This window comes from Arthrobacter sulfonylureivorans (genome assembly GCF_022637435.1).
Taxonomy (GTDB): domain Bacteria; phylum Actinomycetota; class Actinomycetes; order Actinomycetales; family Micrococcaceae; genus Crystallibacter; species Crystallibacter sulfonylureivorans.
In genome coordinates this window covers 1,859,161-1,881,054 of the sequence record NZ_CP093326.1, presented here as the reverse complement: position 1 = coordinate 1,881,054, position 21,894 = coordinate 1,859,161, and the positions used below count along the sequence as shown (strand labels likewise).

At 65.6% G+C, this 21,894-nt stretch carries 19 protein-coding genes and 1 tRNA gene; 8 read left to right on the top strand and 12 right to left on the bottom strand.

Annotated elements, in window-relative coordinates; translation table 11 throughout:
* Nucleotides 1-60 precede the first annotated feature (60 nt).
* Nucleotides 61-1,779, bottom strand: a complete 1,719-nt coding sequence (locus MNQ99_RS08875; protein ID WP_241915165.1) for a hypothetical protein — start codon at nucleotides 1,777-1,779, stop codon at nucleotides 61-63.
* Between the two features lie 344 nt (nucleotides 1,780-2,123).
* On the opposite strand from MNQ99_RS08875, the gene MNQ99_RS08870 reads away from it, so the two are divergent.
* Nucleotides 2,124-2,681 (top strand): SGNH hydrolase domain-containing protein, encoded by a 558-nt coding sequence (locus MNQ99_RS08870; protein WP_241915164.1) that lies wholly within the window; start codon nucleotides 2,124-2,126, stop codon nucleotides 2,679-2,681.
* Nucleotides 2,682-3,007: 326 nt separating this feature from the next.
* On the opposite strand, the gene gndA is transcribed toward MNQ99_RS08870, so the two are convergent.
* Nucleotides 3,008-4,444 carry an NADP-dependent phosphogluconate dehydrogenase gene (gene gndA / locus MNQ99_RS08865; RefSeq protein ID WP_241915163.1) on the bottom strand — a complete coding sequence of 479 codons (1,437 nt, stop codon included), beginning with the start codon at nucleotides 4,442-4,444 and terminating at the stop codon, nucleotides 3,008-3,010.
* A 128-nt stretch (nucleotides 4,445-4,572) separates the two neighbouring features.
* Nucleotides 4,573-4,794 (bottom strand): hypothetical protein, encoded by a 222-nt coding sequence (locus MNQ99_RS08860; protein WP_241915162.1) that lies wholly within the window; start codon nucleotides 4,792-4,794, stop codon nucleotides 4,573-4,575.
* A 734-nt stretch (nucleotides 4,795-5,528) separates the two neighbouring features.
* On the opposite strand from MNQ99_RS08860, the gene MNQ99_RS08855 reads away from it, so the two are divergent.
* Nucleotides 5,529-5,771: a hypothetical protein gene (locus MNQ99_RS08855; RefSeq protein WP_127514841.1), complete on the top strand. Its 243-nt coding sequence runs from the start codon at nucleotides 5,529-5,531 to the stop codon at nucleotides 5,769-5,771.
* A 247-nt stretch (nucleotides 5,772-6,018) separates the two neighbouring features.
* Here the strand turns inward: MNQ99_RS08855 and MNQ99_RS08850 are convergent.
* From MNQ99_RS08850 to MNQ99_RS08835, 4 genes are all read right to left on the bottom strand, one after another.
* Nucleotides 6,019-6,091 (bottom strand) — tRNA-Val (locus MNQ99_RS08850).
* 217 nt (nucleotides 6,092-6,308) lie between these two features.
* Complete coding sequence (locus MNQ99_RS08845; RefSeq protein WP_241915161.1) at nucleotides 6,309-7,142, bottom strand: NAD-dependent protein deacetylase; 834 nt, start codon at nucleotides 7,140-7,142, stop codon at nucleotides 6,309-6,311.
* A 5-nt stretch (nucleotides 7,143-7,147) separates the two neighbouring features.
* On the bottom strand, nucleotides 7,148-7,606 hold the full coding sequence (locus MNQ99_RS08840; protein WP_241915160.1) for a peroxiredoxin: 459 nt from the start codon (nucleotides 7,604-7,606) through the stop codon (nucleotides 7,148-7,150).
* A gap of 2 nt (nucleotides 7,607-7,608) precedes the next feature.
* A complete protein-coding gene (locus tag MNQ99_RS08835) occupies nucleotides 7,609-8,031 on the bottom strand; it encodes a DUF3052 domain-containing protein (RefSeq protein WP_127514835.1) in 423 nt (140 codons plus the stop codon).
* Between the two features lie 418 nt (nucleotides 8,032-8,449).
* On the opposite strand from MNQ99_RS08835, the gene aceE reads away from it, so the two are divergent.
* From aceE to fabF, 6 genes are all read left to right on the top strand, one after another.
* Entirely contained in the window at nucleotides 8,450-11,191 is a 2,742-nt protein-coding gene (aceE, locus tag MNQ99_RS08830) for a pyruvate dehydrogenase (acetyl-transferring), homodimeric type (RefSeq protein WP_241915159.1), read from the top strand.
* Nucleotides 11,192-11,319: 128 nt separating this feature from the next.
* Entirely contained in the window at nucleotides 11,320-12,705 is a 1,386-nt protein-coding gene (locus tag MNQ99_RS08825) for a PucR family transcriptional regulator (protein WP_241915158.1), read from the top strand.
* Between the two features lie 105 nt (nucleotides 12,706-12,810).
* Nucleotides 12,811-13,776: an ACP S-malonyltransferase gene (locus MNQ99_RS08820; protein WP_127514830.1), complete on the top strand. Its 966-nt coding sequence runs from the start codon at nucleotides 12,811-12,813 to the stop codon at nucleotides 13,774-13,776.
* Nucleotides 13,773-14,840: a beta-ketoacyl-ACP synthase III gene (locus tag MNQ99_RS08815; protein ID WP_127514827.1), complete on the top strand. Its 1,068-nt coding sequence runs from the start codon at nucleotides 13,773-13,775 to the stop codon at nucleotides 14,838-14,840. The genes MNQ99_RS08820 and MNQ99_RS08815 overlap by 4 nt, the downstream gene beginning before the upstream one ends.
* Before the next feature lie 111 nt (nucleotides 14,841-14,951).
* Nucleotides 14,952-15,197, top strand: coding sequence for an acyl carrier protein (locus tag MNQ99_RS08810; RefSeq protein WP_127514824.1), 246 nt, complete (start codon nucleotides 14,952-14,954; stop codon nucleotides 15,195-15,197).
* 106 nt (nucleotides 15,198-15,303) lie between these two features.
* Nucleotides 15,304-16,539: a beta-ketoacyl-ACP synthase II gene (gene fabF, locus MNQ99_RS08805; protein WP_127514821.1), complete on the top strand. Its 1,236-nt coding sequence runs from the start codon at nucleotides 15,304-15,306 to the stop codon at nucleotides 16,537-16,539.
* A 114-nt stretch (nucleotides 16,540-16,653) separates the two neighbouring features.
* On the opposite strand, the gene MNQ99_RS08800 is transcribed toward fabF, so the two are convergent.
* The 5 genes from MNQ99_RS08800 to MNQ99_RS08780 form a co-directional block, all read right to left on the bottom strand.
* Nucleotides 16,654-17,157 (bottom strand): DUF3145 domain-containing protein, encoded by a 504-nt coding sequence (locus tag MNQ99_RS08800; RefSeq protein ID WP_127514818.1) that lies wholly within the window; start codon nucleotides 17,155-17,157, stop codon nucleotides 16,654-16,656.
* 345 nt (nucleotides 17,158-17,502) lie between these two features.
* Complete coding sequence (locus tag MNQ99_RS08795) at nucleotides 17,503-18,456, bottom strand: tyrosine recombinase XerC (protein ID WP_241915157.1); 954 nt, start codon at nucleotides 18,454-18,456, stop codon at nucleotides 17,503-17,505.
* A 165-nt stretch (nucleotides 18,457-18,621) separates the two neighbouring features.
* Entirely contained in the window at nucleotides 18,622-19,830 is a 1,209-nt protein-coding gene (dprA, locus tag MNQ99_RS08790) for a DNA-processing protein DprA (protein WP_422387525.1), read from the bottom strand.
* A 38-nt stretch (nucleotides 19,831-19,868) separates the two neighbouring features.
* Nucleotides 19,869-21,410: a YifB family Mg chelatase-like AAA ATPase gene (locus tag MNQ99_RS08785; RefSeq protein WP_127514812.1), complete on the bottom strand. Its 1,542-nt coding sequence runs from the start codon at nucleotides 21,408-21,410 to the stop codon at nucleotides 19,869-19,871.
* Entirely contained in the window at nucleotides 21,410-21,766 is a 357-nt protein-coding gene (locus tag MNQ99_RS08780) for a YraN family protein (RefSeq protein ID WP_127514808.1), read from the bottom strand. Before MNQ99_RS08780 ends, MNQ99_RS08785 begins: the two co-directional genes overlap by 1 nt.
* Between the last annotated feature and the right edge of the window lie 128 nt (nucleotides 21,767-21,894).

Sequence of the window (21,894 nt, the reverse complement as noted above, 5' to 3'; positions counted from 1 at the left end):
AACGCTCAAGCGGCCACTCTGCTTCAGGAAGGCAGACAAGCCGCTTGTTACGTCAAAGCCCTACTCGCGGACGAGTGTTCCGCATCTATGGACTTTGAACCCTTTGGCGTCCTTGGGGATCTCAACTATGGTTCGTGCCGACCCGATGTAGTTGTCCCGCAGGTCATCAAGATCCTCGGTGAAGTCGTCCAGCGTCGCCCAGTAGCACGAGTTTCCCTTGCCATTGCTCACGTAGGTGCCGGCCTTGATATCTACACCGACCCTGTAAGTCCCGTCCTTGGTGATTTTGCTAGCATTCGCGCCGCTGCTGGAAACGGTCTTCCAGTTACCACAGCGGCTGGTCTTGAATCCCTTATCCGAGGCCTTGATACGCACGTAAGTGTTGCCGGTTCCAAAGTAGTTGTTGTTGATGTCCGATAGAGAGCCGGAAAACCCTTGAAGGGTCGCCCAGTAGCATCCATCGCTGCTGCTCGCTTTGTACAGCCCGGGTTTAATACCCGTTCCAACTTTGTACGTTCCGTCGCGGCTGATGACGGTCCTGGGGGGAACCGAAATGGAAACCGCCTTGCTGGCGAAGCTCGTCGGGGAAAAACTGCTGCGCTTCACCGTGACCCGGGCAGAAATCCTCTTGCCACGATCCAACATAGTGAGCTTGTAGCTTGATTTCGTCGCGCCCTTGATCTTCGCAGCCCCTCGGTACCACTGATATCCATACAACGACGGTGTTGCCGAATATCTGCCCTTGCTCACCTTCAGCGTGTGTCCGGCTTTCTTGATTCCGGTAATTTTGGGCGCAGTCTTGATGGAGAACGACGCCTTACCGATCTTCGCCGATTTGGCAGACGTCTTATACGTCGCATAACCAGATCTGGTGACGGTCATGCCAACCTTCATGGTCTTGCCGATATCGGTTTTGGTCAGCTTGTAGCTGGCCTTGGTGGCGCCGTTGATCTTGCTGGAGCCGCGGTACCACTGGTAGGTAGCTTTCGCCCCGCTGGGCCACTTCGTGCTGACCTTCAGAGTCGAACCGTACTTGGCCGTCCCGCTCACTGTGGCTGCTTGGGCTGGCTTAAGTGAACCAGCCTCTATCTTCTTGGCTGCCGACGTCTTGAAAAGGGTTGTATATCCAACCTTGGTGGCTGTTACCTTCACAGCCACCGACTGGTTGACGTCCGCAGCCGAAGGGCTGTAGTTGGACTTGGTGGCCCCGCTGATGATCTTTCCGTTGCGCAGCCATTGGTAACCAAATGTGACATTGGGCGACCAAGTGCCCGGTTGTGCGGTGAGAGTTTTACCTACGGCTGAGGCCCCCCCGATAGTCGGGGTACCTGTCTTGGTGAACGCCTTCCCGATCACTATCCCGCCATCAACGTCGTACTCCTGGGCTTCATCATCCGGCCAAAAGACCCAGCCCCTGACGGACAGCCTCTTTCCGACCGCGTTTGCCGGAATGGTGAAGACATAAGGATATTCCGGACCCCAGGAGTCGACATCCTGCCAGACACCGTCGAGATACCACTCGACGCCCCAGTCAAAGGCTTGTTCCAAGTCACCGATATTCAGCCGCACGGTAGAACCGGCTTTCACCGAACCAGATATCGAAGGCTGCGGCACGACTGTGACTGTGGAGACCGAAACCGGGCTTGACCCTGGGGCAGCGACGGCTGCAGGAGCGGCGATGAACCCTCCACCAATGAGAGCCGCCACGGCCAATGTTGTAATGCTTTTCCTTCGCCAGAAGCGGCGGCCCGTATCCAAGCGCCCATCTAGATAAGACATCTATGTCCTCTTCCCCAACTAAAGTGCGACTGTCCCGCTTCGATACGAGACCAACCACAGAATAAGCGTTGTTAGTGACGAATCAGTATTCGGGTTGTTGCACGCCATGACGTGGGTAAAGCGCCAGCTGCTGCTGATCGGCCTCAGGAATAGATTCCAGTTCCGCGGATCTATCGCTAAATCACTTTGTACCGGGTTGATTCAATGGCGCTCTTCGGACAATCGGTGGGGTCAGGGGGGGTCTGTGACCTGTGGTTGAATTCGCGTCGCTACCACGGCCTAGGTTGGATGTCAGTTCGTGGTGGGGACCAGGCGCGACCACTGATAATAAGGCACCTTTCAGTATGGGCACCCGCTACGGGTGCAACCCGACTTCGGTACCTTTGCAGTTCGATGCCGAGGAGAAAACGGCCAATTGCACGGCCTACGGAGAGTGGGTACTGGATGAGACTTCGGGCGATGCGTTCGATCTGGTCGTTACGTCGGAACGCCAATCCGTTCCGGTCCAGAGCGAGTCGTGGGACAGCACTGAAGAAGCTGCCGTTGAAGGCTACCAGGATTACCTGTCCCGTTGGGCGGACAGCGGCGCCAACGTTCTAGTGATCAAGGATCCGCCCTACCCGGGCAACACCATCGATTCGATTCCGGACTGCCTCGCCGAGAACCCCGGCAATGCGCAGGAATGTTCGGGCACGAGGGAAGAGTGGCATTGGATGGACCCCGTCACCACGGCAGCCCTGGATATGGGCCACACAAGGATCCATACCGTGGACATGGACGGATACTTCTGCGCCGATGGCTCCTGCCCTGCCGTTGTCGGTTCAGTAGTCACCTACTTCGATGCCTCGCACATCACGGCTACGTACCTGGAACGTCCGATTCTCCAGGCTTTGCGTCACTAATCAGCGGCTGGGGTCTAGTTCAAACGGCAACGCCCGGTGGCTACGCGGCCACCAACCGATTTGTTCCGTGGGGTGCCGCCGCTACCGGCATCCTGTCCCAAGGTCCGCCAGAACGTTCGTCGCTCAAGTAGATCAAGTGTTGCCCGCGTACACGGAGCACTGTGTTCGGACGTGGCGTATAAGCCGAATGCCCCGCAACTGCTTGAGCAGTTGCGGGGCATTCGGTCCTGGGGATCTCCACGCGGTTGCAGAGCAACCTTGGTCGATCAGCGTTGGGGAATCCTTGGGCCTTCACCGGTCGGGACAACCTTTTGGTCACCGCGTGATTAGTGCGTGTCGACCGCTTCGACCTCGGACTTGTCTCCACTCCAGAGGGTGTGGAAGGTGCCTTCGGCGTCGGTACGGCCGTAGGTGTGCGCGCCGAAGAGGTCGCGGAGGCCCTGGGTCAGGGCGGCGGGCAGCCGCTTGCGGCGCAGTCCGTCGTAGTAGGCCAGCGAGGAGGAGAAGACCGGCACGGGGATGCCCAGCTGCACGGCGGTGGCCACCACGCGGCGCCAGGCCGGGACGGCAGCACCGATGGCTTCGGCGAAGGCCGGCGCAAAGAGCAGGTTCTCCGGCTTGGAGTCGCCGGCATAGGCCTTCATGATGTCGTCCAGCAGTTCGGCGCGGATGATGCAGCCCGCTCGCCAGAGCGAGGCGATCTCGTCCAGCTTCAGCTCCCAGCCGTACTCGCCGGCGGCGGAGCCAAGCATGTCGATGCCCTGGGCGTAGCTGACCAGCTTCGAGGCGAACAGCGCCTGGCGCACGTCCTCGACGAAGCTCTGCGGCACTTCGACGTCCTCCTCGTGACCGGTCAGGACGTCCTGGGCGATGGCGCGCTGGCCGCGCTGCGAGGACAGGCCGCGGGCGAAGACGGATTCGGCGATGCCGGAGACCGGCGAGCCGAGCTCCAGCGCCGAGACGACGGTCCAGCGGCCGGTACCCTTCTGGCCGGCCGAGTCAACGACGACGTCGACGAACGGCTTTCCGGTCTTGACATCCGTGTGGGCCAGCACCTCTGCGGTGATTTCGATCAGGAAGGACGAAAGCTCGGTCTTGTTCCAGGCAGTGAAGATCTCAGCCTGCTGCTGCGGCTCCAGGCCGGCTCCGGTGCGGAGCAGGTCGTAGGCCTCGCCAATGACCTGCATGTCCGCGTATTCGATGCCGTTGTGCACCATCTTCACGAAGTGGCCCGCGCCGTCGGTGCCGATCCAGCGGCAGCAGGGCTCGCCGTCGTACTTGGCCGAGATCTTTTCCAGCATGGGTCCGAGCGAGTCATAGGACTCGCGGGAGCCGCCGGGCATGATGGACGGGCCCAGCAGCGCGCCCTCCTCGCCGCCGGAAACGCCGATGCCCACGAAGTGCAGGCCCTTCTCGGCCAGCGACGCTTCGCGGCGGCGGGTGTCCTCGTAGTGCGAGTTGCCGGCGTCGATGACGATGTCGCCTTCCTCCAGCAGCGGGACCAGCTGCTCGATCACCGAATCCACCGGCTTGCCGGCCTTGACCATGATCAGCACGCGCCGCGGCTTCTGCAGGTTGTCCACCAGTTCCTGCAGCGATTCGGTGCGGATGAAGTCGCCCTCGTCACCGTGCGCCTGCAGCAGCGCGTCCGTCTTTGCCACCGAGCGGTTGTGCAGGGCGACCGTATAGCCGTTGCGGGCAAAGTTCCGTGCCAGGTTGGCACCCATGACGGCCAGACCTGTCACACCTATGTGTGCGCTCATTGAATCTCCAAGTGTGGGCGGTCCCCGCGGGCAGGGACGTCAGCGAACAGCCCGAGCGGGCCGAGGTTCCTCAACAAGCCTAGTCGCGACCGGCCACACGGGCTAAGTGGCCCGGCGTTACCTTGCGCTCATTCGCCCGATGTCGTGGAGGGGCGGAAGCGCAGCCAGGCGTCGATGGCCTCATCACCGGCAGCTTCTTCGGCGGGAGCACCCGGGCCGGCAGCGGCACCGGCATTGTCCTCGCCCGTTTCGACGTCGAGCGGCATGACCAAAGGAGCCTCTGGATTGAAGACGTTGTGCTGGGTTGCCGCGAGCAGCGTGCTTTCCTCCACCAGGTCCCGCCGCGACATCTGGCCCGGGTCCTGCACCGACCACGGCCAGCGATGGGTCCCGCAATAGGCGCAGCGTCTGGACGTGACCGTGCGCGTGTGGATGAAGGTGTGGCCTGCACTGCGGCAGAATCTGTCCAATGTTGCCCCCAACGAAAACCAGCATGACCGGTACAGCTTTACAGACGGTCGGGTGGTTGTGGAGGGTTCGAAAGCTCCGTTGCTTAACCGTTATTGCATGACGCAACGTCGGCTCAGCCTTGGCTCAGATTGCGCGAAACATCAGCTCTTGCGCAGCTTAGGTGGAGCGCGACTAGCCTTGGGCGGGGCTGGTTTTTGCCGCGAAACTACGCACTCAGGACGACACGTTGGGAAGTTCAATGATTGTGGTTGAGAAATGCCCATCGCCGTGGCAGACTAGCCCGAGGCGGTTGCCTTTTGAACGCCTTGGAGCCCCCATCTCCAAGTGCTGCACCGCCGATCCCCTGGCAGTCCCGTTGATCCCCCATCTAACGGCTGCCCGAAAGGCACTGTCCCTCCCCGGGACAGTGCCTTTCCCTTTTAAACCTTGCGGGCCCGATACTACTGCCCAGGTGTCAGCGGCGGGAATATGGCCTCGATTGTCCATACATCCCCGGCCGCCGCTTGCCCGCCGGCAAGGATAGGGGCCGTTGCCTCGAAATAACGTCCCGGAAACGCCGTTGCAACGTCGTGCTTGCACCATGGAGAGGAACGCTCTTTCCAAGGAGGCCGTCATGTCAGAAAAGCACCAGCGGGACGATGATCTTGCCGATCGTCCGGTGTGGCTGGCCGATCTTTCCCAGTTCCATCGGGGAGACCAGGTGGAAGCCGGGCAAAACGACGTGGTCTACTACCGGGGCCGCGTGGAGAGTACGGCCGCGGGGCTGGGTGTGGTCTGGATTCGCGAAAACAGGTTCAACCGCCGCCGGATGCTGCACACGGACGAATACTTCATCCGGCACATCCCACGGCCATGAGGAACAGCCCCGCCCCTCCCCCACAGACGGCGGGGCTGTCACCTCATCAATCCGGTTTCCCTACCCCCATGTAGTCGTCGCCGGGAGACAAACGTTACCCCTGAACCGGGAGGCCGCGGCCTAAGATCTGCTCAGGATTCGGCAATCCCGCACTCAGCTCACAACTGCTAGGACCCAAGGAGTGGCCGGGAAACGAAGAACCCCGTGTTTTCCAGGCAGTCTCGCCTGGGAAACACGGGGTTGAACGTGGGTCCTACCGGGATCGAACCGATGACATCCACGGTGTAAACGTGGCGCTCTACCAGCTGAGCTAAAGACCCGTTGTAATGTCGAAAGCGGGACCGCGGAGCGTTATCCGCCGCAACATCACGAGGATTTACTCTACCGGATAAATGGGTCTGAACGCCAACTAAACCTCCGTGGCAATCAACACGATAGGACGATAAACCTGACTGGCTGCTCAGGTGGGCCAGGGCACAGTCTCGAGGCTCCGCCGTCGTCCGTTTCGGGAGTGGTTCAGGCGACGTTGAGGGTGCTTCAGGCGGGCTGCTGGAGCAGGCCGGGCAACTCCGCAGCCAGATAGCCCAGCGCCTCGGAGACGCCGGTTTCCAGCTTCATGTCGGCCAAGTTGTCGCCGCGGGTGGCGCCGCGGTTGATGATAACCACCGGCTTGCCCTGCTTGGCGGCGTGACGGACAAAGCGCAGGCCGCTCATCACCGTCAGCGAGGAACCTGCCACCAGCAGCGCATCGCCGTCGTCCACCATGTCGTAGGCGGCGGCCACCCGGTCTTTGGGCACGTTTTCGCCGAAGTAGACGAAGTCCGGTTTGAGCATGCCGCCGCAGACCAGGCAATCAGCCACCACGAAGTGGGCGGTGTGGGCGACGTCGGCATCGGCGTCCGGGGCCACGTCGCCGGCATCCCCGGTGGCGGCGTAGGCGGGGTTGAGCTCCTCCAGCCGGCGCGCCAGCGAGGTGCGAGTAGTGGCGTCGCCGCAGTTCAGGCAGACGACCTGGTCAAAACGGCCGTGCAGGTCGATCACGTTCACGCTGCCGGCGTCTTCGTGCAGCCGGTCCACGTTCTGCGTGATCAGCCCGCCCACCACGCTGTTGCTTTCCATCGCGGCCAGCGCGTAGTGGCCGGGGTTCGGTGCGGCGTGGTGCATGTGCCGCCAGCCAACGTGGTTGCGGGCCCAGTAGCGGCGGCGGAGTTCCTCATCCCCGACAAACTGCTGGTAGGTCATCGGGGTCCGCGGCACCGAAGTGGGGCCGCGGTAATCCGGAATGCCGGAATCGGTGCTGAGGCCGGCGCCGGTCAGGACGGCCAGACGGCGTCCGGCCAGCAGCTCGAGCGCCGGCGCCAGCAGCTCCATGGCGGCTAAAGCTCTTTCAGCACGCGGTGGTATTCCTGGATGTCGCGGGCCTGGCCGCGCGGATTGCGGATCTCGTGCCGCAGGATGCCCTCGGCGTCGATGATGAAGGTGCCGCGCAGCGCCATGCCGGATTCCTCGTCGAACACGCCGTAGGCCTTGGCCACCTCGCCGTGCGGCCAGAAATCTGCCAGCAGGTCGAACTCGTAGCCCTCCTGCTCGGCGAAGGCACGCAGCGCGAACTTGTGGTCCACCGAGACCGCAATGACGCGGGCATTCTCGTTGCGGAAGACGCTCAGGTCGTCGCGCAGCTCGCACAGCTCGCCGGTGCAGATGCCGGAGAATGCGAACGGGTAGAACACCACCACCACGTTGCCGCCGCGCAGCGCGGACAGCTTGATGGGTTCGCCGAACTGGTTGGCCAGCTCGAAATCGGGCGCGGGCCGGCCCACGTGCGGTGCAGCCACGCTCACTTGTTGGTCCGCTTGTTGACCAGCCGGTTCGCGGACCAGTCGCTGGACACGCCGGCGGACGTGGTCACGTGCAGGCCGGCGGTCGGCGCCGCTTCCTGGACATCGGATGCCGGCACGTAGCCGTCGCGGCCCGACTTCGGCGTCAGGAGCCACACCACGCCACCCGGGGCGAGCGTGGTCTGTGCATCGACCAGCGTGTCCACCAGGTCCCCGTCGCCGTCGCGCCACCACAGGATCGCCGCGTCAACCACGTCGTGGTCGTCCTCGGTGAGCAGCTCGGAGCCGGTGAGGTCCTCGATGTCGTCGCGCAGATCGAAGTCCACGTCCTCGTCGTAGCCGAATTCCTGGATCAGGTCTCCGTCTTTGAAACCCAAATTGCCTGCCACATTCTCTACCGCGGCGGCTTCGGCCTCGCCCACTGTGCTCCTCCTGTATGGAACGTATTGATCCGCCCACCGGTCACAGGTGAGCGTGTTGCTAGTTACAAGCCAACACCCTAATCGCCATCGCTTCAAGCCACCCGCAAGACGGTGCGGAATTTTGTCCCGGCGCGCCCCTCTTTTGAGGGGGACACGGAACAAGTACGACGGCGGTGCGCCCGGTTTTGGTGCGGCGGGTCGGTGACAGTGCACCCTCCTTTCGCGGGGCGGCACCGAGGCAGCCGATAACGCAGCCCGCGCGCCGTCGTCGTAATAACTGGCATGCGGGGCTTCGGCTGCGCTGTAATGCGGTGAACAGTTAGAGTGGCAGTGAAGAATATCCTCCCGGCCGGACCTTGCGCCGGGTCGCTATGCCACGTAAAGCGCAGACACAATCTGCACGTATGAGAGGTTGGACGTGAGCGCAGGAGAAGATACCTCGCACATCCTGAGCGGGCTGACAAGCCAGCTGTCGGATCGCGATCCCGATGAAACCGCCGAATGGATTGAGTCCTTCGACGACCTGGTGGATTCCCGGGGCACCGAACGGGCCCAGTACATTGTCCGCTCCCTCCTGCAGCGTGCAGGTGCGCAGAGTGTTGGCGTGCCAATGGTGACCACCACCGACTATGTGAATACCATTCCGGTGGACCAGGAACCGGAGTTCCCGGGTGACGAGGAGACCGAACGCCGCTACCGCGCCTGGATGCGCTGGAACGCGGCCATGCTGGTGCACCGCGCCCAGCGCCCGGACATTGGCGTGGGCGGGCACATCTCCACCTACGCCGGCGCAGCCACGCTCTACGAAGTGGGCTACAACCACTTCTTCCGCGGCAAGGACCACCCCGGCGGCGGCGACCAGGTCTTCTTCCAGGGCCACGCGTCCCCCGGCATGTACGCGCGCGCGTTCATGGAAGGCCGGCTGACCGAGGAAGACCTGGACGGCTTCCGGCAGGAAAAGTCCCGCGAGGGCCACGCCCTGCCGTCCTACCCGCACCCGCGGTCCATGCCCGAGTTCTGGGAATTCCCCACCGTCTCGATGGGCATCGGCCCGGCCAACGCCATTTACCAGGCACAGCTGAACCGCTACGTGCACAACCGCGGGATCAAGGACACCTCGGACCAGCATGTCTGGGCGTTCCTGGGCGACGGCGAGATGGACGAGCCGGAGTCGCGCGGCTTCCTGCAGCTGGCGGCCAACGAAAAGCTGGACAACCTCACCTTCGTGATCAACTGCAACCTGCAGCGCCTGGACGGCCCGGTGCGCGGCAACGGCAAGATCATGCAGGAGCTTGAGGCGTTCTTCCGCGGTGCCGGCTGGCACGTGATCAAGGTGACCTGGGGCCGCGAGTGGGACGACCTGCTGGACAAGGACCGCGACGGCGCGCTGGTGGACATCATGAACTCCACCCTCGACGGCGACTACCAGACGTACAAGGCCGAGTCCGGCGGGTTCGTCCGCGAGCACTTCTTCGGCAAGACTCCGCAGACCAAGGAAATGGTTGCGGACATGACCGACGAGCAGATCTGGAACCTCAAGCGCGGCGGCCACGACTACCACAAGGTCTACGCCGCCTACGATGCCGCGACCAAGTTCAAGGGCAAGCCCACCGTGGTCCTGGCCCAGACGGTCAAGGGCTACGGCCTGGGCACGCACTTCGAGGGCCGCAACGCGACCCACCAGATGAAGAAGCTGACCCTGCAGGACCTGAAGGACTTCCGCGACCACCTGCGCATCCCGATCTCGGACGAGCAGCTCGAGGCCGATCCGTACCGTCCGCCGTACTACCACCCGGGCGCCGACGCCCCGGAGATTAAGTACATGATGGAACGCCGCGCCGCCCTCGGCGGGTCCGTGCCGGAACGCCGGACCGAGCACAAGCAGCTGCACCTGCCCGGCGACAAGGCCTACGAGGTGGCCAGGCGCGGCTCCGGCAAGCAGCAGGCCGCCACCACCATGGCGTTCGTCCGGCTGCTGAAGGACCTGATGCGGGACAAGGAGTTCGGTGCCCGCGTGGTGCCGATCATCCCGGACGAGGCCCGGACCTTCGGCATGGACTCGTTCTTCCCGACCGCCAAGATCTACAACCCCAAGGGCCAGAACTACCTGTCCGTGGACCGCGACCTGGTCCTGGCATACAAGGAGTCCCCGCAGGGCCAGATCCTGCACACCGGCATCAACGAGGCCGGCTCCACCGCCGCCTTCACCGCCGTCGGATCTTCCTACGCCACCCACGGCGAACCGCTGGTGCCGATCTACATCTTCTACTCGATGTTCGGCTTCCAGCGCACCGGCGACTTCTTCTGGGCCGCCGCGGACCAGATGGCACGCGGCTTCGTGATCGGCGCCACCGCGGGCCGGACCACGCTGACCGGCGAAGGCCTGCAGCACGCCGACGGGCAGTCGCCGATCCTGGCCTCGACGAATCCGGCCGTGGTCACCTACGACCCGGCCTACGGCTACGAAATCGGGCATATCATGCGTTCCGGACTGGAGCGCATGTACGGCGGGAACCATCCGGATCCCAACGTGATGTACTACCTGACCGTGTACAACGAGCCGATCGTCCAGCCCGCGGAACCAGAGGAACTGGACGTCGAGGGAATAGTCAAGGGCATCTACCTGCTGGCTCCGGCCAAGATCGACGGGCCGCGCACGCAGCTGCTGGCCTCCGGCGTGGCGGTGCCGTGGGCGCTGGAGGCCCAGCAGTTGCTCGCCGATGACTGGGGCGTTTCCGCCGATGTCTGGTCCGTGACCAGCTGGAACGAGTTGCGCCGCGACGGCCTGGCCGCCGAGGAAGATGCCTTCCTGAACCCGGGTTCGGAGCCGCGCAAGCCGTTCGTCGCCCAGCAGCTTGAAGGTGCCACCGGCCCGATCGTGGCGGTCAGCGACTACATGGCGGCCGTGCCGGACCAGATCCGGCAGTACCTGCCCAACGAGTTCGCCACACTCGGCGCCGACGGCTTCGGGTTCTCCGACACCCGTGCCGCCGCCCGGCGCTTCTTCAAGATCGACAGCCACTCGATCGTGGTCCGGGCGCTGCAGATGCTGGCCCGGCGCGGCGAGGTCGACGCGAATATGGCCAAGGATGCGTTCGAGAAGTACCGGCTGATGGACGTCAACGCCGGCACCTCGGGCAACGCCGGAGGCGACTCCTAAACCCGGCAACAGCGCCACTATCCAGGCGGCGGACCCAGCCTTTCACGGCCGGGTCCGCCGCCTGTTTTAGTAGGAACCACACAAAAGACCGAATGGAGCTTGCACCGGCGAGTGCGTATGCTCATTGCATGCCCCAAGCCCGGACCGACACCGCCAAAGCTGCCGCGCAGCCTCCTGCGCAGCCCGCCTCGGCGGCCGCGGCTGCAGCAGGGCAGAACGCCGAAAAGTCCGCTGTGGAGTCCGCGGTGGAGTCCGCCGAGAACAAGCCGACGTCGACACCGTCAGCTGCGCGCCGCCGCGCCGCCGCAGGGCGCAAGGCCGACCGCGCGGCCACCGGCAACCCCGAGACACTGGACCGGCTACGGTCCAAAATCGGCGCCTTGGCCACCGCCACGCTGAAGCGGCTGGACTCGGACCTGCCCTGGTACCGCGGGCTGCGGCCGGATGAACGGTCCGCGCTGGGCCTGGTGGCGCAGAAGGGCATCGCGTCCTTTGTCACCTGGTACGAACGGCCCACCTCCCCCGCCTGGGTGATGAACGACGTCTTCGGCACCGCCCCCACCGAGCTGACCCGCTCCATCAGCCTGCAGCGCGCCCTGCAGCTGATCCGCGTGGTGGTCGAAGCGGTGGAGGACGAAGTCCCGGACCTGGCCGGCGGCAGCGACGAGGCCCAGTTGCGCGAAGCCGTGCTGCGCTACTCGCGCGAAGTGGCCTTCGCCGCCGCCGACGTCTATGCCCGCGCTGCCGAGACCCGCGGCTCATGGGACACCCGGCTGGAGGCGCTGGTGGTGGATGCGATCCTGCGCGGCGAAAGCTCCGATGCGTTGCGCTCCCGGATTGCCGCCGTCGGCTGGAAGACCACCGGCCCGATCACGGTGATGGTGGGCGGCTCCCCCGGCGAACCGGGCCCCAGCTTCGTGACCGAGCTGCGCCGCGCCAGCTCCCGCTACGCCGCGGACACGCTGGTGGGCATTCAGGGCGACCGGCTGATCCTGGTACTGGGCGGTGTGACGGACCAGGACACGGCGTTCCTCCGGCTGGCCGACCTCTTCGGCCCCGGGCCCGTGGTCTATGGGCCCGAGGCCCGCTCGCTGGTGGACGCCAGCAGCTCGGCGCAGGCCGCGTTCGCCGGGCTGAGCGCCGCGAAGGCCTGGCCCGCGGCGCCGCGGCCGGTGGCTGCCAACGACCTGTGGCCGGAACGGGTGATGTCCGGCGACGATATTGCCCGCCGGGACCTCTACAAGTACATCTACGTGCCGCTGGTCAACGCCGGCAACGGGCTGGTGGAAACGCTCTCCAGCTACCTGTCGCTGGGGCATTCGCTGGAAGCCACCGCGCGCGAACTGTTTGTCCACGCCAACACCGTGCGCTACCGGCTGCGCCGGGTCTGCGATGTGACCGGCTGGGACCCGCTGCTGCCCCGGGAGGCTTTCGTGCTGCAGACGGCGCTCGGCGTGGGCCGGCTGATCGCTCCGGCGCGGGGCCCGAAAGAGCGCGCGCCGTCCCGGCCCTAGCCTGCGGCAACCGGCACTACCTTGTAGACTTCCTACAAAGCGGTCCGGCGAGCTTCGTGTGCCGAAACACCGTGGAAACCATCTCCTCTTTGGAAAGCTTGATACGTGCTTGCAATAGTCTGCCCAGGCCAGGGCTCCCAGACGCCCGGATTCCTCAGCCCCTGGCTTGAGGTACCCGGCGTGGCCGAACACCTCGGGCTGCTCAGCGACATCGCGCAGCTTGACCTGCTCTCCCACGGCACCGTGTCCGATGAGGAGACCATCAAGGACACCGCCGTCGCCCAGCCGCTGATCGTCGCCGCAGGCCTGCTGGCCGCCCGCGCACTGACTGTGGACGAGGCACTGGACCTCTCCACCGTCGTCGCGGGACACTCGGTCGGGGAAATCACCGCTTCCGCGGTGTCCGGCGCGCTGACCGAGAACGATGCGATGAACTTTGTGCGCGAGCGGGCCAACGCGATGGCCCGTGCCGCCGCGCAGACCCCCACCGGCATGAGCGCCGTGCTCGGCGGCGATCCGGACGAAGTGCTGGCCGCCATCGAGGCCGCGGGCCTGACCCCTGCCAACGCCAACGGCGGCGGCCAGACGGTTGCCGCCGGCACGCTGGAGCAACTGCAGGCGTTCGCCGCGAACCCGCCGGCCAAGGCGCGGGTGATCCCGCTGAAGGTCGCCGGCGCCTTCCACACCGAACACATGGCTCCCGCGGTCAGCGCCCTGGAGAACCTGCGCCCGCAGCTGAAACCGGCGATGCCGGCGCTGACCCTGCTCTCCAATTACGACGGCGAACCCGTCGTCGGCGGCGAGGAAAACCTGGACAGCCTGATCGCCCAGGTCTCGCGCCCGGTGCGCTGGGACAAGTGCATGGAGAAGATGCTGTCCGTCGGCATCACCGGACTGCTGGAACTGCCGCCGGCCGGAACCCTGGCCGGGCTGGCCAAACGCGGCATGAAGGGCGTGGCCACCATGTCGCTGAAGTCGCCGGAGGATCTGGATGCAGCCCGGGCCTTCATCGCTGAACATACCGAACAGACCCCCGTTACGAACAGCATGTCTGGAGAATCCGAGAAGTGAGCACCCCCGTTATCCAGCAGACCCCGCTTCGCGACTTCTCTCGTGTGCTGGGAATCGGCGCCTACCGCCCCGACGTCATCGTCACCAACGACGACGTCTGCCAGTGGATCGATTCCTCCGACGAATGGATCCGCCAGCGGACCGGAATCGTCACCCGCCACCGGGCCAACGCCAACACCTCCGTGCTGGACATGGCCGAAGGCGCCGCCAAGGAAGCGATGGCACAGGCCGGCATCACCGGCGACCAGCTCGGGGCCGTCATCGTCTCCACCGTGTCGCATCCGTACGCCACGCCGTCAGCCGCCGCTGCGCTGGCCGACCGGGTAGGCGCCACCCCGGCCCCCGCCTTCGATATCTCCGCCGCGTGCGCGGGCTACTGCTACGGCATTGCCCAGGCCGACGCCCTGGTGCGTTCCGGCACCGCCGATTACGTCTTGGTGGTCGGCGCCGAGAAGCTCTCCGACGTCATCGACAACACCGAACGGACCATCTCCTTCCTGCTGGGCGACGGCGCCGGCGCCGTCGTGGTGGGCCCGTCCGACATCCCGGGCATCAGCAAGCCGGTGTGGGGCTCCGACGGCAGCAAGTGGGACACCATCAGCATGACCCACTCGCTCAATTCGGTGCGCGAACTGTCGCTGGCCGCCGAGGCCGCCGGCTCGCTGTCCGCCGTCTCGGACACCTTTGACGAGAAGGACACCAAGCTCTGGCCGACACTGCGCCAGGACGGGCCGTCCGTGTTCCGCTGGGCCGTGTGGGAAATGGCCAAGGTGGCCAAGCAGGCGCTGGCAGCCGCCGGCCTGCAGCCGGAAGACCTCGCCGCTTTCGTCCCGCACCAGGCGAACATGCGCATCATCGACGAGATGGTCAAGCAGCTGAAGCTGCCCGAAAGTGTGGTCGTGGCCCGCGACATCGCCGACGCCGGCAACACCTCTGCCGCCTCGATCCCGCTGGCAACGCACCGCCTGCTTCAGGAGAACCCGGCGCTGTCCGGCGGACTGGCGCTGCAGATCGGCTTCGGTGCCGGTCTGGTGTTCGGCGCGCAGGTCATCGTCCTGCCGTAGACTGCCTTGCGGTAGTCGGGCCTCCCCTACATTCCAACCAGAACCAGGCCGCAAAACGCGGTTTGAAACCCCGTCCGGACACCGTCCGGCAGCACAAGAAAAGGAGCCACCATGGCTAGCAACGAAGAAATCCTGGCCGGTCTGGCCGAGATCGTCAACGAAGAGACCGGCCTGGCCCCGGAGGCTGTCGAGATGGACAAGTCCTTCACCGACGACCTGGATATCGACTCCATCTCGATGATGACCATTGTGGTCAACGCCGAGGAAAAGTTCGGCGTGCGCATCCCGGACGAAGAGGTCAAGAACCTCAAGACCGTCGGCGACGCCGTCAACTTCATCGTCAACGCCCAGGCTTAGTTCCGCGTTGCCCGGGTCTGCCCGGGATTCGGCGGCCGGCGGGTGATCCCCCAGTCCGGCCGCCGCACCAGATTTATCGCCCAATCACTATTGAGAGACTGAATCAATGGCACGCAAAGTAGTCATCACCGGCCTCGGCGCCACCACCCCGATTGGCGGCGACGTCCCCACGATGTGGCGGAATGCCCTCAAGGGCGTTTCCGGGGCCCATACCCTCGAAGATGATTGGGTAGCCAAATACGAGCTGCCGGTGACGTTCGCCGCCAAGGCCAGCAACCGTCCGGACGAAGTACTGACCCGGGTCGAAGCCAAGCGGATGGATCCCTCCACCCAGTTCGCCGTCGTCGCATCGCGCGAAGCCTGGAAGGATTCCGGCATCGAAGAGGTGGACCACGACCGGCTGGCCGTGGCCTTCGCTACCGGCATCGGCGGCGTCTGGACGCTGCTCGATGCGTGGGACACGCTGCGTGACCGCGGGCCGCGCCGCGTGCTGCCGATGACGGTTCCGATGCTGATGCCGAACGGTCCCGCGGCCGCCGTGAGCATGGACCTGGGCGCCCGCGCCGGTGCGCACACCCCCGTGTCCGCCTGTGCTTCCGGCACCGAGGCCATCTCCATGGGCGTTGAACTGATCCGTGCAGGCAAGGCCGACGTCGTGATGACCGGCGGTGCCGAAGCCGCGATCCACCCGATGCCGATCGCCGCCTTCAGCGCCATGCAGGCACTGTCCAAGCGCAACGACGACCCCGAGCATGCTTCGCGTCCCTACGACATGGACCGCGACGGCTTCGTCATGGGCGAAGGCGCCGGTGCGCTGGTGCTGGAGGCCGAGGAGCATGCCCTGGCCCGTGGCGCCCGCATCTACGCCGAACTTGCCGGTTCCGGTGTCACCGCCGACGCCTACCACATCACGGCGCCGGACCCCGAGGGGCTGGGCGCCACCCGGGCGCTGAAGGCTGCACTGTTCGACGCGCGGGCGCAGGCGACCGACGTGGTGCATGTCAATGCCCACGCCACGTCCACCCCGGTGGGCGACAAGCCGGAGTACACCGCTCTGAAGGCCGCGCTCGGCGACCACGTTTCCAACGTGGCCGTCTCCGCCACCAAGTCGCAGACCGGCCACCTGCTCGGAGCCTCGGGCGCAGTGGAGTCCGTGATGACCGTGATGGCCGTCTACGAACGCCGCGCGCCGGTGACGATCAACCTGGAAAACCAGGATCCGGAGATCCCGCTGGATGTGGTCACCTCGGCCCGCGATCTGCCGCAGGGAGACATCATTGCGTTGAACAACTCCTTCGGCTTCGGCGGGCACAACGCCGTCGTTGTGTTCCGCAACGTCTAATCGCTACGCCTGATTGAGTGTGCCGCCCGCGGGCAGCACGAAAGGGAGGGCGGCCGGTAAAACACCGGCCGCCCTCCCTTTTACGTTGCTGGAGGAGGGTTCGGAAGCCCGCGGTTAGCCGACCTGGTGCAGCCAGCGCACGGGGGCGCCTTCGGCTGCATGGCGGAACGGCTCGAGTTCTTCGTCCCAGGCCTCGCCCAGGGCGAGCGACAGTTCGTGGTAGACAGCGGCGGGATCGCCGGCTCCGGCTTCGTAGGCGTAGCGGATGCGGTCTTCGCTCACCATGACGTTGCCGTGGACGTCCGTCATTGCGTGGAAAATCCCGAGTTCGGGTGTGTGTGACCAGCGGCCGCCGTCGACGCCGGGGCTTGGTTCTTCGGCCACTTCGTAGCGCAGGTGCGCCCAGCCGCGCAGGGCAGAAGCCAGCATGGCGCCGGTCCCCTGGGCCCCGACCCACGACAGCTCGGCCCGGTACATTCCGGGCGCGGCAGGCTGAGCGGTCCACTCCAGATCGGTTCGCTTGTCCACGACCGATCCGACCGCCCACTCGATATGAGGGCACAATGCCGAAGGTGCTGAATGCACAAACAGCACGCCACGAGTCATCACAACAGACATCCCATCCTCCATTTGCTGTAGGTACGTCTTCCCCAACGACCTTCAGCCTTGAGACAGATGGAACTTGTCAGTGTCAGTACTGCTGTTTCCGACGCTTTCGATCCTCATTGTGCCGTACGGCGGCGAATTGCGCCAGTGTAACTACCAATGTGCCATTGCGTGTCGCGGATTCAGCCCAAGCAGGCCTGTTCCGGGCCCGCCACCTGCGTCGTTGGGCCCTGCGTCCTGGCTCGCGGCTCCCGCGAGCTGTGGCTTCCGCAACCCCGCTCGCCGCTCCCGCAACCCCGCGGTGTCCACAACCCTACTCGCTGCTCCCTCCACCCTTTGGTTCCTGCTACCCGCGGCCTAAGCCCGCGGATGCGCCTGTTGGTAGCTGCGCCGCAACCGGTCCACCGAGACGTGGGTGTAGAGCTGTGTGGTCGCCAGGGTGCTGTGTCCCAAAATCTCCTGCACGGCCCGCAGGTCCGCTCCCCCGTCCAGCAGATGGGTGGCAGCACTGTGCCGCAACGCGTGCGGCCCGGTGGCCGAAGTATCGCCAAGCAGAGCGAAAAGCCTGGCCGAAACGGAGCGGACTTGCCGCGGGTCCACCCGTTTGCCCCGCTGGCCCAGGAACACGGCCGGGCCGCTCTGGGCGTCGGAGAGTTTGGGGCGGCCGCGGCGCAGCCAGTCATCCATGGCGACGGCGGCCGGTAGGCCAAACGGTACGGTGCGCTCCTTGTTTCCTTTGCCCAGTACCCGGATGGTCCTCCGTTCGTTGTCCACGTCGTCGATGTCGAGGCCGGACAGTTCGCTGACCCGGATCCCGGTGGCGTAGAGCAACTCGATCATCGCCCGGTCACGGAGCGGCAGCGGCTGGCCGTCCGCTACTTCGTCCGCGAGGGTGCGGAACAACTCGTCCACCTGGGCCGGCCGCAGCACGGTCGGCAGCGAGCTGTTGCGTTTGGGCGCCTTCAACCGAAGCGACGGGTCGGTGCTGATGAGCTCCTCCCGCAGCGCCCAGGCCATGAAGCTGCGGGCCGTCGCAGTGCGCCGCGCCAGCGTGGACCTGGCCATGCCGGCGCCGTTCATCGCGCCGAGCCAGGAGCGCAGGGTCCCGAGCGAGATATCCGATAACGTTGCGGCTCCGGCCTCGGCGGCGTAGCCGAGCAGATGCCTGACGTCGGTCAGATAGGCCCGGACGGTGTGTTCGGAGCGGGCACGTTCAGCACTCAGATAGCGGGCGAAGCCATCCAGAGCAGAATCAAAAGCCTCCGGAAGTGGGTGTGTGCCCTGCGCTTCGGGTATATCTGCAGAGCTCATCCCCTTACTTTGCTGGCCGGGCGAGGCGAACTCAAGCAGGCGCACGGGGGCAGCCTCGATCTTTCTGTCGCGCCCGGCCCTGCCACGCCCCGAAGGCGCTGACTTCGCCAACCTGATTGTCATCCTCAGGTACCGTTGTCCGGCCCTCAGCACCTCCGTCCTCGCTCAGCCCCTCCTCCCGCGCCGCCAGCCGCCGGCATCCGGCACGGCGAGCCCTGCCGCCTCCAGTCGGCCGAGCCCGGCCAGCACCGAGCGGACCGGGATTCCGGCGACTATGGCGAGTTTGTCCACGGTGCTTCCTCGGCGAACTGGCAAGGCATCGAGCAGCAGCAAGTCATCCACGCCGAGACCGTCGTGGTCCGCCAACGTTTCCAGGGTTCCCGGCTCGAGGGCGGTTCCAACCGGTCCAGCAAGTTCGGCCGCCTCCGCCGCGTCGGTGATGGCCGTTGCGCTGCCGTCGCGCAGCAACCGGTGCGTGCCGGCCGAGTTGGCGCTGTAGACGGATCCAGGAACCGCGCCCACGCCCCGGCCAAGGCCAGCTGCGTGGTGCGCTGTGTTCAGAGCACCGGAGCGCCAACGCGCTTCCACAACAATGGTGGCTGACGCCAACGCTGCGATCAGCCTGTTTCTCTGCAGGAACCTCCATCGTGTTGGCGCGGCACCGGGCGGCACCTCGGCCAGCAGTATGCCCCGGCTGGCAATGGCCCGGAGCAGTTCCTCGTTACCTGCCGGGTAGTAGCGGTCGAGACCGCCGGCCATGACCGCCATGGTCGCGACGTGGTCCGCCTCCGCGGCAAGTGCCGATCGATGCGCTTGGGCGTCAATTCCGTAGGCGCCGCCGGAGATGACACAGTACCCCCGCTGCACAAGTCCGCTGCTGATGTCGCCAGTTACCTGGTTGCCGTAGTTGGTGCTGTCACGGGAGCCGACAACGGCCACCGTTGCTCCGACCGCCGGAATGCCGTCTGTGAACCTGCCCCGTGCCCAGAGGCAGAGCGGTTCTCCGAGCCCGAGGTCGGCCAGGGCTGCCGGCCAGACTGCATCTCCGGGAATGAGCAGCGCGCCGCCGAGTCTGCCCACGACAGCGAGGTCGCGTTCCGGCGCCAGATCCTTGACCCGCGGTGCCCAGCGTTCCAAGGCATCGGACAGCGGCTGCGTGGTGCCCGTCGTTGTCTCTCGGTCCAGGGTCCTGAGCAGCTCTGCCTGCAGACCGTGCCCAGCGGTCATCTGTCCGGTGGCGATACGCAAGGCGTCGAACGGACCGGCAACGGCAACCAGGGCCAGTCCGATCCAGTCCGACGGTTCCATCAGCCGGGACAGGGCCGCCCGGGCCAGGCGCTCATCGTCGGAGGGCAGTTGCGTCATTCTGGTCATCTCCTCGTAGCTGGCCAACGCTGGTGGGGAAGGCACGTTCAGGCCGCCTTGACCTGTTGGCGGAAGGTCAGCGCGGTGCTGACTGCGTCCCGGTCCGGCCTGTCCAAGCCGGCTAGGTCCGCGAGCGTCCAAGCCACGCGCAGCACCCGGGTATAGCCGCGCCCGGTCAGCACGGCCCTCTCCATGGCACGGTCCAGGTCACGGGTGACAGCCGGCGAAGGCCGCAGCTTGCCGGTGAGCAGTTCCCCGCTGATCTCCGAATTCAGCCCGATCCCCCACGGGCGCAGCCGCTCCTGCTGGGCCGTCCGGGCGGCAGCGACCCGGCCGGCCACGACCGCGCTGCTCTCCCGACTGCATCCGGCGGACATCATTGCAACCGTCAGCCGCTGCAAGGTCAATTGCAGGTCGATGCGGTCGGTCAAGGGATTGGAGAGCTTGCCAAAGTAGCGGCGCTTCTGCTCGGCCGTACAGGTACAGTCCAGTCCCTTGCCTCCGGAGAGCCCGCACGGACAAGGATTGGCGGCCATCACCAGTTGGAAGCGTGCGGGGTAGGCGGCACTTCCGGCGGCCCGGTGCACCACCAGCTTTCCGCTTTCCAGCGGCTGGCGCAGGGCGTCGAGGACCTGCCGGTCGTATTCCGGCGCTTCGTCCATGAAAAGCACGCCCCGGTGGGCCCTGGAGGCGGCGCCCGGTCGGGGCAGGCCGGAACCGCCGCCGATGATTGAAACGGCGGTGGCTGTGTGGTGGGGGCTCTCATAGGGTGGGCGCCGAATCAGTTCGGTGAGCGGCGCCGCTATGGCGCTCAGGGAGTGGATGGCCGTGACCTCCATCGCGTGATGGTCAGGGAGGTCGGGCAGGATACCGGGCAGCCGTTCTGCCAGCATGGTCTTCCCAGCGCCGGGCGGGCCGACCAGAAGCAGGTGGTGCCCGCCCGCGGCGGCCACTTCCAACGCCATGCGGGCATCGTGTTGTCCCGCCACGTCTGCCAGATCCGGTGCCGGACCGGCAGGGGCAGTGGCCGCCGCCGTGGGTTCCCAGCGCGGTCCCGACGCGGCGAGATTGAGCCGGTCAAGGTCTGCTCCGAAGGCCAGGAGCACTTCGGCCAGCGTCTCGAAGCTGCGTACTTCCGCGCCCGGCACCAAAGCGGCCTCATCGGCATTGGCCGCAGCGACGGCCACCTGTGAATAGCCCGCGTCCACCGCTGCCATGACAGCCGGCAGGACCCCGCTCACCGGACGGAGCCGCCCGTCCAGCCCGAGCTCGGCCAGAAACACCGTACGGCCGGCAGAGCGGATGTCGCCCGCTGCTTGAAGGGCTGCCAGCACGATGGCTAAATCAAAGCCGGAGCCCTTTTTCGGCAGCGATGCAGGGACCAAATTGACGGTGATCTTCCGCCGGCTGAGCGGGACACCGGCGTTCTTCGCGGCGGCCTTGATCCGCTCCTTTGCTTCGGACAGGGACGCATCCGGCAAGCCCAGGAGCACAAACGCCGGAAGTGTCTGGCCAATGTCGGCCTCGACCTCCACGATGTATCCGTTCAAGCCCACCAGCGCAACGGAAAACGTCCGCCCGAGGCCCATCAGCCGACGTCCTTGAGATACTCGATCACGGGCCAGCGGGCCTGTCCGTAGAGCACCGCCACAGCGTCCACCCGCATGGCTGTGCCGGCCATGCCATGGTCCCGCAGCCACTGTTGTCCCAACGACTGTAGCCGCCGGACCTTGGCACCGGTGATGGCTTCGAAGGGGTGGCCGTAGTCGGTGCTGCGACGCGTCTTCACCTCGGAGACCACGATGGACGCCCCGTCCACGGTGATCAGGTCCAGCTCCCCGTCCGGGCTGCGCCAGTTCCGGTCGATCACGCGCTGGCCGGCACCGGACAGATAGGCGGCGGCCATCTCCTCGCCGCGCCGCCCGAGTTCATCCTTCGCTCTCATGCCTCCAGCGTGGCGTGACCATGTCTGTAGGCGCAGGATGGATACGGCGGATGTGGATGCCACACCAGTGTGGCTTACCTGTGGAGGACCACTCGCTCAGCCGCGCGCGGTTGGAGCTGGAATCCTAC